At 58.1% G+C, this 16,006-nt stretch carries 13 protein-coding genes; 4 read left to right on the top strand and 9 right to left on the bottom strand.

What is annotated here, in order from left to right:
• Positions 1–126 precede the first annotated feature (126 nt).
• The 3 genes from fdnG to fdnI are packed head-to-tail and all read left to right on the top strand — an operon-like array spanning position 127 to position 4,719.
• Positions 127–3,174, top strand: coding sequence for a formate dehydrogenase-N subunit alpha (fdnG, locus tag PYW49_RS03640; protein ID WP_320385706.1), 3,048 nt, complete (start codon positions 127–129; stop codon positions 3,172–3,174).
• An 11-nt stretch (positions 3,175–3,185) separates the two neighbouring features.
• Complete coding sequence (gene fdxH / locus PYW49_RS03635; RefSeq protein WP_320385705.1) at positions 3,186–4,070, top strand: formate dehydrogenase subunit beta; 885 nt, start codon at positions 3,186–3,188, stop codon at positions 4,068–4,070.
• Positions 4,063–4,719: a formate dehydrogenase-N subunit gamma gene (fdnI, locus tag PYW49_RS03630; RefSeq protein ID WP_320385704.1), complete on the top strand. Its 657-nt coding sequence runs from the start codon at positions 4,063–4,065 to the stop codon at positions 4,717–4,719. Before fdxH ends, fdnI begins: the two co-directional genes overlap by 8 nt.
• A 51-nt stretch (positions 4,720–4,770) precedes the next feature.
• Here the strand turns inward: fdnI and PYW49_RS03625 are convergent, their stop codons facing one another.
• Together PYW49_RS03625 and ppk2 are read right to left on the bottom strand one after the other, a co-directional pair.
• Positions 4,771–5,094 (bottom strand): CcdB family protein, encoded by a 324-nt coding sequence (locus PYW49_RS03625; RefSeq protein WP_320385703.1) that lies wholly within the window; start codon positions 5,092–5,094, stop codon positions 4,771–4,773.
• A gap of 290 nt (positions 5,095–5,384) precedes the next feature.
• Positions 5,385–6,203: a polyphosphate kinase 2 gene (gene ppk2, locus PYW49_RS03620; protein WP_320385702.1), complete on the bottom strand. Its 819-nt coding sequence runs from the start codon at positions 6,201–6,203 to the stop codon at positions 5,385–5,387.
• 166 nt (positions 6,204–6,369) lie between these two features.
• Here ppk2 and araJ point away from each other — a divergent pair, with 166 nt between their 5' ends.
• Positions 6,370–7,545, top strand: coding sequence for an MFS transporter AraJ (araJ, locus tag PYW49_RS03615; protein ID WP_320385701.1), 1,176 nt, complete (start codon positions 6,370–6,372; stop codon positions 7,543–7,545).
• Between the two features lie 5 nt (positions 7,546–7,550).
• Here araJ and PYW49_RS03610 read toward each other — a convergent pair whose 3' ends face one another.
• From PYW49_RS03610 to adhP, 7 genes are all read right to left on the bottom strand, one after another.
• Positions 7,551–8,642, bottom strand: a complete 1,092-nt coding sequence (locus tag PYW49_RS03610) for an alkylhydroperoxidase domain protein (protein WP_320385700.1) — start codon at positions 8,640–8,642, stop codon at positions 7,551–7,553.
• A 10-nt stretch (positions 8,643–8,652) separates the two neighbouring features.
• The gene (locus tag PYW49_RS03605; protein ID WP_320385699.1) at positions 8,653–9,642 is read right to left on the bottom strand and encodes a putative FMN-dependent luciferase-like monooxygenase; all 990 of its coding nucleotides are present in this window, start codon (positions 9,640–9,642) and stop codon (positions 8,653–8,655) included.
• Entirely contained in the window at positions 9,639–11,246 is a 1,608-nt protein-coding gene (locus PYW49_RS03600) for an ABC transporter ATP-binding protein (protein WP_320385698.1), read from the bottom strand. Before PYW49_RS03600 ends, PYW49_RS03605 begins: the two co-directional genes overlap by 4 nt.
• Positions 11,243–12,094, bottom strand: coding sequence for an ABC transporter permease (locus PYW49_RS03595; protein WP_320385697.1), 852 nt, complete (start codon positions 12,092–12,094; stop codon positions 11,243–11,245). Before PYW49_RS03595 ends, PYW49_RS03600 begins: the two co-directional genes overlap by 4 nt.
• Positions 12,091–13,035 carry an ABC transporter permease gene (locus PYW49_RS03590; protein ID WP_320385696.1) on the bottom strand — a complete coding sequence of 315 codons (945 nt, stop codon included), beginning with the start codon at positions 13,033–13,035 and terminating at the stop codon, positions 12,091–12,093. The genes PYW49_RS03595 and PYW49_RS03590 overlap by 4 nt, the downstream gene beginning before the upstream one ends.
• A 10-nt stretch (positions 13,036–13,045) precedes the next feature.
• Positions 13,046–14,665, bottom strand: a complete 1,620-nt coding sequence (locus PYW49_RS03585; RefSeq protein ID WP_320385695.1) for a TIGR04028 family ABC transporter substrate-binding protein — start codon at positions 14,663–14,665, stop codon at positions 13,046–13,048.
• 149 nt (positions 14,666–14,814) lie between these two features.
• A complete protein-coding gene (adhP, locus tag PYW49_RS03580) occupies positions 14,815–15,825 on the bottom strand; it encodes an alcohol dehydrogenase AdhP (protein ID WP_320385694.1) in 1,011 nt (336 codons plus the stop codon).
• Positions 15,826–16,006 lie beyond the last annotated feature (181 nt).

Below are 16,006 nucleotides of genomic sequence, written 5' to 3'. Positions count from 1 at the left end.
GTATTTAACCGTACCGGAGGTGACTATTAAGGGGGGGAAGGGAGATGACTTTGATTTGACGCAAAAAAAACAGGGGCTTTGCTGCTAGTTTGCGCCACGAAGTCTTATCAGATAACGAGGACAACAATGGACGTCAGCCGCAGACAATTTTTCAAAATCTGCGCGGGCGGTATGGCCGGAACAACAGCCGCTATGTTGGGTTTTGCTCCCAAAATGGCGCTGGCTCAGGCACGCAACTATAAGCTGCTGCGCGCGAAAGAGATCCGTAACACCTGCACATACTGCTCCGTAGGTTGTGGGCTTTTAATGTATAGCCTGGGCGATGGCGCGAAGAACGCCAGAGAAGCGATTTACCATATCGAAGGGGACCCGGATCATCCGGTGAGCCGCGGGGCGCTGTGCCCTAAAGGGGCGGGGCTGCTGGACTACGTGCACAGCGAAAACCGCCTGCGCTATCCGGAATACCGCGCGCCGGGCTCTGACAAATGGCAGCGTATCTCCTGGGATGAGGCGTTCTCCCGTATCGCAAAATTAATGAAAGCCGACCGCGACGCCAACTTTATTGAAAAGAACGCGCAGGGCGTGACGGTCAACCGCTGGCTTTCCACCGGCATGCTATGCGCCTCTGCGGCAAGTAATGAAACCGGCATGCTGACGCAAAAATTTGTGCGCTCTCTCGGCATGCTGGCGGTAGACAACCAGGCGCGCGTCTGACACGGACCAACGGTAGCAAGTCTTGCTCCAACATTTGGTCGCGGTGCGATGACCAACCACTGGGTTGATATCAAAAATGCGAACGTCGTGGTGGTGATGGGCGGTAACGCCGCTGAAGCCCATCCGGTGGGGTTCCGCTGGGCGATGGAAGCGAAAAACAACAATGATGCGACGCTCATCGTCGTCGATCCGCGCTTCACGCGCACGGCGTCGGTGGCCGATATCTATGCGCCTATTCGCTCCGGTACGGACATTACGTTCCTGTCTGGCGTCCTGCTGTACCTGATTGAAAACAACAAAATTAACGCGGAATACGTTAAACACTACACCAACGCGAACCTGCTGGTGCGGGATGATTTTACCTTCGATGACGGGCTGTTTAGCGGCTATGACGCCGAAAAACGCCAGTATGATAAGTCCTCCTGGAACTATCAGTTCGATGAAAACGGCTACGCGATGCGCGATGAAACGCTGACGCATCCGCGCTGCGTATGGAACCTGCTGAAACAGCACGTTTCACGCTATACGCCGGACGTGGTGGAGAACATCTGCGGCACGCCGAAAGCGGACTTCCTGAAAGTGTGTGAAGTGCTGGCCTCTACCAGTGCCGCAGACAGAACCACTACGTTCCTGTATGCGCTGGGCTGGACGCAGCATACCGTTGGCGCGCAGAACATCCGTACCATGGCGATGATCCAGCTGCTGCTGGGCAATATGGGCATGGCAGGCGGCGGCGTGAACGCCCTGCGCGGTCACTCCAATATTCAGGGCCTGACCGACCTCGGCCTGCTGTCCACCAGCCTGCCGGGCTACCTGACGCTGCCTTCGGAAAAGCAGGCGGAACTGCAAACGTACCTGGCGGCGAACACGCCAAAAGCGACGCTGCCGGACCAGGTAAACTACTGGAGCAACTATCCGAAGTTCTACGTCAGCCTGATGAAATCCTTCTACGGCGACGCGGCGCAGAAAGAGAATGACTGGGGCTTTGAGTGGTTACCGAAGTGGGACCAGGCTTACGACGTTATCAAATATTTCAACATGATGGATAAGGGTAACGTCACGGGGTACATCTGCCAGGGCTTTAACCCGGTGGCCTCGTTCCCGGATAAAAACAAAGTGGTTCGCAGCCTGAGCAAGCTGAAGTACATGGTCGTTATCGATCCGCTGGTGACCGAGACCTCCACCTTCTGGCAGAACCACGGTGAATCGAACGATGTCGATCCGGCGTCGATTCAGACCGAAGTGTTCCGCCTGCCGTCCACCTGCTTTGCGGAAGAGGACGGCTCTATTGCCAACTCCGGCCGCTGGCTGCAGTGGCACTGGAAGGGGCAGGACGCACCGGGTGAAGCGCGTAACGACGGCGAGATCCTGGCCGGGATTTACCATCGCCTGCGCGAGATGTACCGCACCGAAGGCGGCAAAGGCGCTGAGCCGCTGCTGAAGATGAGCTGGAGCTATAAGCAGCCGGATCGTCCCGAGTCTGAAGAAGTGGCGAAAGAGAACAACGGCGTGGCGTTGGACGATCTCTATGATGCCAACGGCACGCTGGTGGCGAAAAAAGGCCAGTTGCTGAACAGCTTCGCGCTGCTGCGCGACGACGGGACGACGGCTTCGTCCTGCTGGATCTACACCGGGAGCTGGACGGAGCAGGGTAACCAGATGGCCAACCGCGACAACGCGGACCCTTCCGGGCTCGGCAACACGCTGGGCTGGGCATGGGCGTGGCCGCTGAACCGTCGCGTGCTGTACAACCGCGCGTCGGCGGATATCAACGGCAAGCCGTGGGATCCGAAGCGCATGCTGATCCAGTGGAACGGAGCCAGGTGGACGGGGAACGATATCCCGGACTACAACACCGCCGCGCCGGGCAGTAACACCGGGCCGTTTATCATGCAGCCGGAAGGACTGGGACGCTTGTTTGCCCTCGACAAACTGGCGGAAGGGCCGTTCCCGGAACACTACGAGCCGATGGAGACGCCGCTGGGTACGAACCCGCTGCACCCGAACGTTATCTCCAGCCCGGTGGTGCGTATCTACGAAGACGACGTCCTGCGCCTGGGCAAAAAGGACAAATTCCCGTACGTGGGCACGACCTACCGCCTGACCGAGCATTTCCATACCTGGACCAAGCACGCGCGGCTTAACGCCATCGCGCAGCCGGAACAGTTTGTGGAGATAAGCGAAACGCTGGCGAAGACGAAAGGCATCGCCAACGGCGACCGCGTGAAGGTGAGCAGCAAGCGCGGCTTTATTCGCGCGGTGGCGGTGGTGACCCGTCGTTTGCAAAGCCTGAACGTGCATGGGCAGCAGGTGGAAACCGTCGGTATTCCGCTGCACTGGGGCTTTGAGGGCGTGGCGCAGAAAGGCTATATCGCCAACACCCTGACGCCTAACGTCGGCGACGCCAACTCGCAAACGCCGGAGTACAAGGCGTTTCTGGTCAACATCGAGAAAGCGTAAGGAGCGATTAGATGGCGATGGAAACACAAGACGTGATTAAACGCTCCGCGACCAACCCGATGACCCCCGCGCCTCGCGCGCGGGACTATAAGGCCGAGGTTGCCAAGCTTATCGACGTCTCCTCCTGCGTGGGCTGTAAGGCCTGCCAGGTGGCCTGCTCGGAGTGGAATGATATCCGCGACGAGGTGGGGCACTGCGTTGGGGTCTACGACAACCCGGCGGATCTGAGCGCCAAATCCTGGACGGTAATGCGCTTTAGCGAAACCGACCAGAACGGCAGGCTGGAGTGGCTGATCCGCAAAGACGGCTGCATGCACTGTGAAGATCCGGGCTGCCTGAAGGCGTGCCCGTCTGCCGGCGCGATTATTCAGTACGCCAACGGGATCGTCGACTTCCAGCAGGACAACTGCATCGGCTGCGGCTACTGCATCGCGGGCTGTCCGTTTAATATCCCGCGCCTCAATAAAGAGGATAACCGGGTATATAAATGCACCCTGTGCGTGGACCGCGTCAGCATCGGGCAGGAGCCCGCCTGCGTTAAGACCTGTCCAACCGGCGCTATTCATTTTGGTACCAAGAAAGAGATGCTGGATGTGGCGCAGGCGCGGGTGGACAAGCTGAAAGCGCGCGGCTTTGAGAATGCGGGCATCTATAACCCGCAGGGCGTGGGCGGCACGCACGTGATGTATGTGTTGCACCATAACGACCAGCCGGAGCTGTACCACAACCTGCCGAAGGATCCGGCGATCGATACGTCGATCAACCTGTGGAAAGGGGCGCTTAAACCGCTCTCGGCGGCGGGCTTTATCGCCACCTTTGCCGGGCTGATTTATCACTACATCGGTATCGGGCCAAACAAAGAGGTGGACGACGACGAGGAGGAGCATCATGAGTAAGTCGAAAACGATCGTGCGCACGAAGTTCGTTGACCGCGCCTGTCACTGGACGGTCGTGATCTGCTTCTTCCTGGTGGCGGTGTCGGGGATTTCGTTCTTCTTCCCGACGCTGCAGTGGCTGACCGAGACCTTCGGCACTCCGCAGATGGGGCGCATTCTGCACCCGTTCTTTGGCGTGCTGATTTTCGTGGTGTTGATGTTTATGTTCGTGCGCTTTGTTCATCACAATATTCCTGACAAACAGGATATTCCGTGGGTGAAAGGGATTGTTGAAGTCCTGAAAGGCAACGAGCATAAAGTCGCAAAGGTGGGCAAATACAACGCCGGGCAGAAGATGATGTTCTGGACCATCATGAGCATGATTTTTGTGCTGCTGGTGACCGGGGTGATTATCTGGCGACCGTATTTTGCGCACTATTTCCCGATCCAGGCAGTGCGCTACGCGCTGCTGATCCACGCGACATCGGCCATCATTCTTATTCATGCCATCCTGATCCATATGTATATGGCGTTCTGGGTGAAGGGGTCGATCAAAGGGATGATTGAAGGGAAGGTAAGCCGCCGCTGGGCGCAGAAACATCACCCGCGCTGGTACCGTGATGTGGAACGACTGGAAGCGAAACAGGAAAGTACGGAAGGAATGAAGTGAGCCTTGCGCCGTCGGCTTTGCCCGGCGGCGCTGCGCTTGCGCGGGCCTACGTTATGTATTGGTTACCAACGCATCTATCGCCGCAATCACAGTACTTCTCGCGTTGCGAAGATTGCATACATAATTTTTATTATTTAGTTTCTTTTTCTCCACGTGTGTTATGCCCGCGGTGTTAAGGAAATATCGCTCAAAATCAATATTTACTAAAGGCATCGCGGCGTTGATATGTCCACGTAAATAGTGATGATAACTTAATGGAATAATCAGTCTTGTTGATAAGTCATCATAATAGTCATGTTGAATCATCAGAAAATAGGGCTGGTAGTCGCGCGTTCTCTCTGAAGGATTACGGTAAACGTCAAACTGAAAGCACATTAAATCCCTCCGAAGAAAGGATCGTCTGATAATAATCCCGCTTTAGCCGTAAATTCATTCATGGCTCTTATGAACTCCTTATCTTGTTGATGCTGTCGTCTCCGCGACTCTGGTGTCTGGGCTGCACGGGAGACTCCGCCCGCCACGGGTTCCCTTTTGCCATAGTCTTTGCTTCGGTTTGGTTTCATTTTCATCTCCTTTGTTGGTGCGGTTATTATCAACCGCAGCCAACAAAAAACAATACCGTTCCCCCTGGTAATCTACATTCTGCGAGCTGTCTTCCAATAATATTAAAACTTCTCGGCAATATACCGGAACGGGTATTTTGTGGGTTTAACTTTACCAATTTTGCGTTTCGGTAAATCCACCTTTTCTACGTGTATTTCTTTATAGGGGATCTGCGAAAGCAGGTGCGAAATAATATTCAGACGCACGCGTTTTTTATCCTCTGAACGCGCCACAAACCACGGTGCCCAGGCGGTGTCGGTGGCTTCAAACATGGCGTCGCGTGCGCGGGTGTACTCGTCCCACAGGTTAAAAGATTTAATATCCATCGGCGATAGCTTCCAGATTTTACGACCATCGTTAATACGGTCGCGCAGGCGGCGCTCCTGCTCTTTAGGCGTCACCTCCAGCCAGTACTTCAGCAGGATAATGCCAGCATCGACCATCGCTTTTTCCATGACCGGCGTGCCGTCCAAAAATTTCTCAACCTGTTCCTCTGTACAGAACCCCATCACCCGTTCCACACCCGCACGGTTGTACCAGCTGCGATCGAAAATCACGATCTCGCCAGCTGAAGGCAGGTGCGGTACATAACGCTGAAAGTAAAGCTGGCTTTTTTCTTTATCGGTCGGGGCAGGGAGCGCAACAACGCGAAATACGCGAGGGCTGACGCGCTCGGTAATCGCTTTAATGGTGCCACCCTTGCCGGCACCGTCGCGTCCTTCAAAAACGATACACACCTTTAGTCCTTTGGCGACGACCCACTGCTGGAGCTTAACCAGTTCAACGTGCAGGCGGCGGAGCTCATTTTCATACTCTTTGGTCTTTAGCGGTGCATTCTTTTCGACATCAACAGCGACACTGGTTTTCTTTTTGCTTCCCATGATTGTCATCCTCAGGTTGTCCGGCGCGGGAAAAAGCGAGGCCGCACTATGAAGTGTAATCCACCTGAATTAATGGATTAACGTGTCAGCCAGCTGATTTGAACTGGCTCACCATACAAGATTATTCAATAATGCCCGTCGCGAGTGATTAACCAGTGGTTGAAGTATGAAAAAGACAATTTTTTCGTTGGCGCTGAGCACCTTTGGCCTGGGAATGGCTGAATTTGGCATTATGGGAGTGTTAACCGAGCTGGCACATGACACCGGCATTTCAATTCCCTCTGCCGGGAATATGATCTCGTTTTATGCCTTCGGGGTGGTGATTGGCGCGCCGATTATGGCTCTGTTTTCTGGCAAGCTCTCGTTAAAAACGACGCTGCTGTTTCTGGTGGCAATGTCCGCCGTCGGAAACGCCCTGTTTACCTTTTCAACGTCGTATTTCTGGCTGGCGACGGGGCGCTTAATTTCAGGATTCCCTCACGGCGCGATTTTCGGCGTCGGGGCGATTATCCTCTCCAAAATTGCGCCACCGGGGAAGGTGACTGTCGCGGTGGCAGGGATGATCGCCGGCATGACGGTGGCCAACCTGGTGGGCGTTCCGCTGGGCACCTGGCTGGGGCACCAGTTCAGCTGGCGTTACACCTTTTTCCTGATTGCCGTGTTCAATACGCTGGTGATCCTCTCTGTGCTGCTCTGGGTGCCGGACATCCGTGACAAATCAGAAATTAAATTAACCGAGCAGTTCCAGTTTCTGAAAAAACCAGAACCCTGGCTGATTTTTGCCGCCACGATGTTTGGCAATGCCGGCGTGTTCGCCTGGTTCAGCTTCGTTAAACCGTTTATGGTCAACGTTTCGGGCTTCCCGGAAGGTATGATGACAATCATCATGATGCTGATGGGCCTTGGCATGGTGTTGGGCAATCTGTTGAGCGGTAAACTCTCGGGTCGCTTTAGCCCGCTGCGCATTGCGGCCACCACCGACATGGTGATTGTCGCCTCGCTGCTGCTGCTTTTCGCCTTTGGCGAACTGAAAACGGCCTCGCTGGTCATGGGCTTTATCTGCTGCGCCGGGCTGTTCGCGCTTTCTGCGCCACTGCAAATCCTGCTTCTGCAAAATGCGAAGGGCGGGGAGATGCTGGGAGCCGCGGGCGGGCAGATGGCGTTTAATCTCGGCAGCGCGATTGGCGCGTACTTTGGCGGGATGATGATTACCCTCGGCTTTAGCTGGAACTACGTTACGCTGCCTGCGGCGATGCTCTCTTTCTCGGCCATGAGTGCGCTGCTGATTTACGGTTTACTGCGGGCCAGACAGGCTCAGGCTAACGCTCGCGCGCTAGCCTGATCGGGTCATGCAAGCCAGGGTTCTCCCAGCGTCAGCATCAGGCGGTTGGCCCAGGCGAAGAATGCCGCGGATTGCACCAGGTCAAGCTGCGCTAAGGTATCCAGCCCCTCTTTTTCGACTGCGGCAAGGTGCAGCGGCGTGGCGGCAGGCGGCGTAACCGACAGCGCCGCCGCAAAGTTAATTTCCGCCTGCCAGCGCGCGGACTGCCCCTCGCTCAGGGATTGTCCCGGACGCACCGCCAGAAGCGCCTCTACCGCCGCGTCATCCTTTGACAGCTGGCTGGCTTTACGCGCATGGACAGATGCGCAGTAGATGCAGCCGTTGATTTTACTGGCGACCGTTGCGGCCAGCTCGCGCTCGGCGCGCGGCAATCCCCCCGGGGTATAAAAAATCCCTTTATCCGTCAGCGTGCGCTGTTCAAGCACCGGCAGGTTGCGCCCCAGCAGGCGGAAATAGTCGGAATCGGTATGACCAAATTTTGCCAGGATCGCAACCTCATCGTCACGAAAATCCGCCAGCGGTTTGGCGGCTATCCATGGCTCCCATCCCAGCTCCTGCTGGGTAAATACGACGGGGGCCGCCTTCCCGGTGGCCGTTGTTGCGGTCGTGTGCCAGTGGCCCGCAGCCACCGGTGCATCGCTTGTGGCGACGGGTTTGTCGTTCAGCAGCCGCAGCCCGGTGATGATTCGGCTCTGGAAGCTCACAAACGCGATGAGCTGCGCCAGGGTAACGATGCCTTCCTTGCTCCATCCCGCCTGGGTCAATGCCTTTAACGCGGCCGGCGTGGCTTCAACGGGTGAGAACGTCAGCAGGCGCGCAAAATTCAGCGCCGGGGTCAGGCGTTCTGAGGTGGGATCCGCCAGGCCAAACCCCGCATAGTGTGCGGCCAGCGCCTCCGCGCTGTGCCATCTGGCCACTTTCGCCGCTACGGCGAAACGCTCGTCGAGTGCAAAATCATCATCCTGCTGGCTGAAGAGGATTTCGTAGCTGCCCTGCGCGTGGCGCGTGGCGGCATCCCGCGTGGCGCGCGCCTCAGCCAGAGGGGAACCGGGTTTAATTTCCGCCAGCTCGGCGAGAATGTCCTGACTTAATGACATAGGTGTCTCCTCAAAGAATGTGGGGTGCGATATGTTCGGCAATCAGCTCGATGGAGCGCAGCGTGTCGCGGTGCGTGGGTTCGACCGAATGGACCTGGAACGAAATATCCGTGGCGCGCCTGAGAATGGAATCGGCTTGCAGCGAACGCAATACCGTGTCGGGCGAGCCGATATGGGCGTCAAACTGGCGACGATAATCTGTGACGGTGTCATCTTTAACCGCGTGTCCGGCAGCGCGATGCTGCTGCGCCTGTTTCGTGAGGCCCGGCGCTGCAACCTTCAGCGCATAGTCATCGCTGTCGGCGACGAACGCGGTACGGGAGGCAAGAATACGCGGCGCGATGCCCGCCGGCAGTGCCTCAAGGTAGGCATCCACAATCGGGTTCTGGATTTCGTCGAGCGTGAGATCCGGCCGGTCCGCCGGGCGCGGTTGCGTGCGCGAGAGCATTAAACCGTGTCCGGCCTGTGCGGCACGCACGGCGCCGTCCACGGAGAAGGTGGCAATCCAGATGCGGTCCGCCAGCTGCGGTGCCGGGGGGTATAAATGGTTATCCGGATGGGCGAGGGAATCACCTCGCCAGGCGCTCTGGAGCACGTGCAGGTTCTCGGCAAACGCGGTAGCGCGCGCCTCAAACGTCAGGCCGAACGGCAGGAATGACGTGGGCGTGCCGCCTGAACCCAGCCCGACTTCAAGACGTCCATCGGCGAGTAAATCAAGCACCGCGGCATCTTCCGCCACGCGCAGCGGGTTTTCCATCGGCAGGGTAATGATGGCCGTGCCCAGACGGATGGTTTCGGTATGCGCGGCCACGTGCGCCAGAAATAGCAGCGGCGACGGCAAACCGCCTTCGCTTTCGTGGAAGTGGTGCTGCGCAATCCAGGCGCTGTCAAAACCGTGGCGTTCAGCGTGGCGGATCTGTTCTGTTGCCAGACGATAGCGCTCCTTCGGCGTGGCGTCGTCAAGCAGGCGGGTGAAAAACCCCAGGCGTTTTCGCGTCATGCGAACTCCTCCGTAGCGGGTGAAAAGTGGGGAATGGCGTCAATCAGCTCGCGGGTATAGTCATTCTGCGGCGACGCGAATAAGGTCCCGACGTTGCCGTGTTCAACCACCTGACCGCTGCGCAACACCGTGACGCTGTGGGCGATCCGGCGAACCGTGGACAGATCGTGCGTGATGAAGAGGTAGGTCAACCCCAGTTGCTGCTGCAGCTGCTGTAGCAGCGCCAGAATCTGCGCCTGGACGGTGACATCCAGCGCGGAGGTGGCTTCGTCCAGCACCAGAATGGTCGGCTCAAGGATCAGCGCCCGGGCGAGGGCAACGCGCTGGCGCTGTCCGCCTGAAAGCTCCCGGGCGGTGCGGCTCAGGAGTTCGACGGGCAGGGCAACCCGCTGGGCTACCGTCTCTACCCGAACCTTACGCTCCGCTTTGCTCAGGCGAGAAAAGTTCTTCAGCGGCTCTTCGATAATGTCAAACAACGTCTGACGCGGGTCGAGAGAGGCAAACGGGTTCTGGTAAACAAACTGGATCTTCTGGCGCAGCTGACGACGGGCCTCGCGGCTGAGCGTGGTGGCATCGATATCGTCAATAATGACCTGCCCGCTGTCGGCCTGTTCAAACCCCAGCAAAATACGGGCAAGGGTGGTTTTCCCGGAACCGGATTCACCCACCAGCGCATGCGTACTGCCGCGCCTGACGTCAAACGTCACCTGATCCAGCGCCTGAAGCTGATGGCCTTTGCCCAGCGAGAACCGTTTGCTGATGGCGCGGGCGCGAATGGCCGGTGACGCGAGCGGCAGACCGGCCACCGGGGCGATGGTGAGACGCTGGCCCTGGAGATCGCTCAGTAGCTGACGGGTGTAAGCGTGCTGCGGCGTACGTACGATGTCGGCGGTGTTTCCCTGCTCCTGAATTTCGCCATCGCGAAAGACCAGCAGCCTGTCCGCGCGCTGTGCGGCCAGCGCCAGATCGTGGGTGACAAACAGGACGGCGGTCCCCGATTCCCGGCGCAGGATATCCAGCAGGTCAAGAATGCGTTTTTGCACCGTCACGTCCAGCGCGCTGGTGGGCTCATCGGCAATGATGACGTCCGGGCGCAGCGCAATCGCGATGGCAATCAGCACGCGCTGTTTCATGCCGCCGGAGAGCTGATGCGGGTACTGCTTCATGCGCTGTTCGGGATGGCTCAGGCCGACCTTTGTCAGCAGGGCGAGCACCTGCTCGTCGCGCTGGAGAGCCGTTACCTTTTGGTGTAGCTGAATAATTTCGCCAACTTGCGCGCCGATGGTTTTTACCGGGTTGAGCGAATTACCCGGGTCCTGCGGAACCAGGCTAATGCGCGCACCGCGAAGGGTATCGAGACGTTTAGCGGACCACTGGCTTATCTCTTCGCCGTTGAGAATGATTTTTCCCGCATCGCGCCGGGCGTTATCGACCAGCAGACCGATGATCGCCTGCGCCGTGGTTGTTTTGCCGGAGCCGGATTCGCCGACAAACGCCAGCATTTCCCCTCGTCCGAGCGTGAAGCTGACGTTATGCACCACCTCTCGCCACTGGCGCGCGGTACGGTAGCTAATGGTCAGGTTTTCTACCGAGAGTACGGTCATTTCAGGCCTCCGCTGAACTGTTGGCTGATACGGTTGGTCGCCAGAACCACGGCGATGACGGCCACGCCGGGGAAGGTGGTTAACCACCAGGCGGTAGAGAGATAGTTACGGCCTTCGGCAATCAATAAGCCCCATTCCGGCACGGGCGGCGGAGTGCCGTAGCCGAGAAAGCTCAGCGTAGAGAGCGCCAGGATGGCCTGACCAAACTGCAGCGTGGCAAAGGCGAGAACGGCGGTTAAGGCATTGGGCAGGATATGTCGCCACAGCACCGCAAAGAACGTCCCGCCGCTGCCAAACGCCGCTTCGACATAATCCGTATGGCGGATGCGCACCACTTCACCGCGCGCGAGGCGGGCGAAGCTGGCAATTGAGGCCACGCCCACGGCAATCGCGGCGTTAACGGTGCCAAACCCGAGCAGAATAATGACCGTCAGCGAGAGCAGCAGAGACGGGATAGACAACAGCACGTCGACGAAACGCATCAGCAGAGACTCGACGCGTCCGGCGCACGCCCCGGCAACCACCCCTAAACCGGTCCCCACCAGCAGACCCATCGTGACGGCGGCCAGCGCCGCGCTCAGGGAGTGGGATGCGCCATAAACGATACGCGCGTAAACATCGCGGCCAAGCTGATCGGTGCCGAGCCAGTGGCCGGCCTGCGGCGCCAGGCGCTGTGCGCCAGCGATGCCCTCAATCGGACTGTAGTGGGTTAACAGACCGGGCGCCACGGCGGCAAAAACCGCAATAATGATCACCGCCCATGCCAGCCACAGACCCGGCTGCCACTCGACGCCCTGGAAGGTGGGAACACGTTTTCGCGCAGCGGCTGCGTAATCGACAAGGCTCATGATGCACCTCCGGAAAGGGGTTGCAGACGGGGATCCAGCAGCGGCATCAGCAGATCCACCAGCAAATTGATCAGGACAAAACCGAGGGCGGAAATCATCACCACCGCCTGAAGCACGGCGATATCCTGGTTATTCACCGCCTGCTGGGTCAGTTGCCCGAGCCCGCTGCGGCCAAAAACGGTTTCCGTGATCAGCGCCCCTGCAATCAGCTCGCCCAGCAGCAGCCCGGCAATATTCAGCACTGGCAGCAGGGCGTTGCCGGTCACGTGACGCCACAGAACAGCGGTTTCACTCAGCCCTTTTGCACGCGCAACGGCGACAAACGGCTGGGTCGCCACCTGGTCCAGACTGCGCATCAGAATTTGTGCCAGCGGGGCGGAGATCGGGATGGCGACGGTCACGATCGGCAGGATCAACCCCTGCAGCGGCGTCGGGTTAATCACTGGGATCAGCCGCAGCTGAAATGAAAAAAGCTGAATCAGGGCAATTCCCAGCCAGAACGTCGGCAGGGAGATAAACAGGACAGGCAGAGACTGGAGGGTATTGCTCAGCCAGCGCAGACCCGGCAGACGCGACGCAAGGGCCAGCGCAAACGCCAGCAGGACCGCGAGTAAAAACGCGGGCAGGGCGAGGCTCAGGGTATCCGGCAGATTGCTGGTAATCAGCTCGCTGACCGGCACGCCTGCCTGTAACGAATAGCCGAAATCCCCGCGCAGCATCGCCAGCAGCGTGTGGCCGTATTGCTGCCACAGCGGGCTGTCCGCGCCGTAGGCCACGCGCATCTCCTCGATTTGCGCCGGGCTTAAGCCCAGGTCCGGGTTCTGAAATTTAATCAGCACCGCGTCGCCCGGCAGGACCTGGAGCAACACGAACGAGAGGGTAAAGGCGGCCCACAGCACCAGCAGCCCGTGCCCGAAACGTTGAAGAAGTGCGTGGCGCATCGTCGGCTCCTCAGTGTTTCTCAATCCACGCGCCGTAGAACGACGGGCGGCCTACCGCTTCAAAACTCACGCCTTTCAGCCATGGGGCACCGGCAAAGACCTGCGGCTCTTCGAAAATTGGAATGACGTAGGCGTTATCCAGCAGATAGCGCTGGGCATCGCCGGTCAGCTGCAGTCGTTTTTGCGGATCGACTTCGGCGGAGATATTCACCAGCAGCGCATTCAGCTTGTCGTCGCGGAAGTTTTTGACCTTGTCGCTGGAGCCGCCTTTTTGCAGCAGCGCGTCGCGGTTAGCGGGGTAGAACATGCTTTTCACCACGTCCGGATCGGCGCGGCCCACTTCGGAGACGGTTAACGGGGTTTTCAGCGGGTCAAGGTTATCCAGCGTGCGGCTGCCAGCGTCACCGGCTTTGACGCTCAGCGAGACGCCCACCTGACGCCACTGCTGAGCAACCAGCTGCAACACCTCTTTGTTTTGCGGCTGCGGTAACGATTCATACACCGTCAGCGCCAGCCGCTGGCCGTCTTTGGCGCGGATCCCGTCGCTGCCTGCTTTCCAGCCCGCCTCATCCAGCAGCTGGTTGGCTTTCGCCGGGTCAAAGGTCAGTTTGTCGCTGAGATCGACAAAGCCTGCGGCGGAATCGGCAATCACCGACTTCGCCTGCGGATAGTTGGCCGAGAAGAGGGTCTCGACCACCTGTTTGGCATTGGTGGCGTGCAGTAGCGCCTGACGAACCCGAATATCGGAGACCAGCGGGTTATCCGGGCGGAAGCTGATGCTGTCATTCACACCGCGCGTCGGGGCGGCGTAGATTTTATAGCCCTGATCGGTCGCCTGCTTTTCGTCATACGCCTGTACCTGACGGATAAAATCCGCCTGACCGGCCAGCAGGGCGCCGACGCGCACGCTGTCCTCCTGGGTCACGATAAACGTGATGCCGTCCAGATTGGCCGGCCCCTGTTGCGCCAGATTCTTGGGCCCCCACTGGTAATCTTTACGGGCTTCGAGCGTCACTTCGCGGCCCAGCTTCTCGTCCTTCACCACAAACGGGCCGGAGCCAATGATATGGCGGGCGTCTCCCAGCTCTTCAAAGTTGCGCTTCAGCGTGCTGAGCGAGACCAGGCCCGAGCCAATGGTGGCGGTGCCTTGCAGGAACCCCGGCGACGGTTTTTTGAAGTAGAACTTCACGGTCAGCGGATCGACCACTTCACTGCGATCGTAGTTATTGATCGCTTCGGACACCGGCAGGCGCTGCGCCTTATTGCCTAAACCGTAGGTATCAAAGTTTTTCGCCACGGCGTTGGCATCCAGCGGCGTGCCGTCGGAGAAGGTGATGCCGGGACGAATTTTAAAGGTATATTCGGTTTTATCGGCGTTGGTGGTCCAGCTTTCTGCCACCCACGGTTCGACCTGCAGCGTCTTTGGGTTCTGCCACGTCAGTTTGTCGGTAATTTGGTTCAGGATACCGCCGTTCGGGTAGAAGCCGCCGGCGGGTGGATAGAGGTTTGTGTGCGCCTGTTGCTCCAGATAAATCAGCGTGCCGCCTTTGACCGGCGCATCAGCGGACCAGGCTGCGGTTGTCGTCAGAATCAGCGCCGTCAGCAGCGGCAGACGAAATGGGGTTTGCATGGTGAATTCCTTTGTTATCTTCTTGTTAGCGTCGGATTCATCATCGGGCGCGGGGGAAAACAAGGGAACAAAGGAATTAAGATAAGGATTGCCGGAAATTGGCTATAAAAAAACCGCCCCGGAGAGGAGCGGTGATGAACGGTGGACGATTATGAACGTAAGTCGATCACCATACGGCCACGGATCTGGCCCTGTTCCATCTCTTTAAAGATGGCGTTGATGTCCTCGATCGGACGCATCGTCACTTTCGGCACAACCTTGCCTTCTGCGGCGAACTGGAACGCTTCCTGCAGGTCCTGACGGGTACCGACCAGCGAACCCACCACCTGAATGCCGTCCAGCACCAGGCGCGGAATATCGAGGCTCATCGCTTCCGGTGGCAGGCCAACGGCGACCACGCGGCCACCGGCGCGCACGGCATCCACCGCTGAGTTAAACGCCGCTTTTGCGACGGCAGTAACGACTGCAGCATGTGCGCCGCCCGTTTTCTCCTGCACAATTTTAGCGGCATCTTCGCTGCGGGAGTTGATGGTTAAATCTGCACCCATGCTGGCCGCCAGCTTCAGCTGTTCGTCGTTAACGTCAAGGGCGATGACTTTGGCGTTAAAGACGTTTTTGGCGTACTGCAGCGCGAGGTTGCCCAGCCCGCCCAGACCATAAATTGCGATCCACTGGCCCGGTTTGATACCCGACACTTTCACCGCTTTGTAGGTGGTGACGCCGGCGCAGGTAATGCTGCTGGCCGCCGCCGAATCCAGACCGTCCGGCACTTTTACGGCGTAGTCAGCGGTGACAATGCACTCTTCCGCCATGCCGCCGTCAACGGAGTAACCGGCGTTTTTCACGTCGCGGCACAGGGTTTCGTTGCCGGTATTACAATATTCACAGTGGCCACAGCCTTCAAAAAACCATGCCACACTTGTGCGGTCGCCGACTTTCAGCGACTTCACGCCAGGGCCGATTTCTTTCACGATCCCAATCCCTTCATGGCCCAGGATAACCCCGGTTTTATCGCCGAAATCGCCGTTCTTCACGTGGAGATCGGTATGGCATACGCCACAGCACTCCATCTTCAGCAGGGCTTCCCCGTGCTTTAGCGGGCGTAAGGTTTTTTCAGTGACATTGACCTGGTGGTCCTGAGTGACAACAGCAGCCTTCATGTGTATCTCCTTGTTCATGATAAGAATCTGCATAGCAGGTGTAATACCCCTTAAGGATTAATACATTAGCCTGGTAATGCAAGGCTGCGGCAACATAATGTCATCATTTGATTCTATTTCAGATTAAGAATATGGCGATCCTCTAATAATTAAGGGGGAAAATGCTGGCCCGGCGAGATGC

It is taken from the genome of Enterobacter chinensis (assembly GCF_034008295.1).
GTDB lineage: Bacteria > Pseudomonadota > Gammaproteobacteria > Enterobacterales > Enterobacteriaceae > Enterobacter > Enterobacter chinensis.
This window is presented reverse-complemented; position numbering and strand designations above follow the sequence as displayed.

Coding starts and splice junctions, on each gene's coding strand:
- PYW49_RS03600 (WP_320385698.1), bottom strand. CDS start 11,246: ATGACCGTACTCTCGGTAGAAAACCTGACCATTAGCTACCGTACCGCG.
- PYW49_RS03595 (WP_320385697.1), bottom strand. CDS start 12,094: ATGAGCCTTGTCGATTACGCAGCCGCTGCGCGAAAACGTGTTCCCACC.
- PYW49_RS03585 (WP_320385695.1), bottom strand. CDS start 14,665: ATGCAAACCCCATTTCGTCTGCCGCTGCTGACGGCGCTGATTCTGACG.
- PYW49_RS03625 (WP_320385703.1), bottom strand. CDS start 5,094: ATGTGCTTTCAGTTTGACGTTTACCGTAATCCTTCAGAGAGAACGCGC.
- PYW49_RS03605 (WP_320385699.1), bottom strand. CDS start 9,642: ATGACGCGAAAACGCCTGGGGTTTTTCACCCGCCTGCTTGACGACGCC.
- araJ (WP_320385701.1), top strand. CDS start 6,370: ATGAAAAAGACAATTTTTTCGTTGGCGCTGAGCACCTTTGGCCTGGGA.
- fdnI (WP_320385704.1), top strand. CDS start 4,063: ATGAGTAAGTCGAAAACGATCGTGCGCACGAAGTTCGTTGACCGCGCC.
- PYW49_RS03610 (WP_320385700.1), bottom strand. CDS start 8,642: ATGTCATTAAGTCAGGACATTCTCGCCGAGCTGGCGGAAATTAAACCC.
- ppk2 (WP_320385702.1), bottom strand. CDS start 6,203: ATGGGAAGCAAAAAGAAAACCAGTGTCGCTGTTGATGTCGAAAAGAAT.
- adhP (WP_320385694.1), bottom strand. CDS start 15,825: ATGAAGGCTGCTGTTGTCACTCAGGACCACCAGGTCAATGTCACTGAA.
- fdxH (WP_320385705.1), top strand. CDS start 3,186: ATGGCGATGGAAACACAAGACGTGATTAAACGCTCCGCGACCAACCCG.
- PYW49_RS03590 (WP_320385696.1), bottom strand. CDS start 13,035: ATGCGCCACGCACTTCTTCAACGTTTCGGGCACGGGCTGCTGGTGCTG.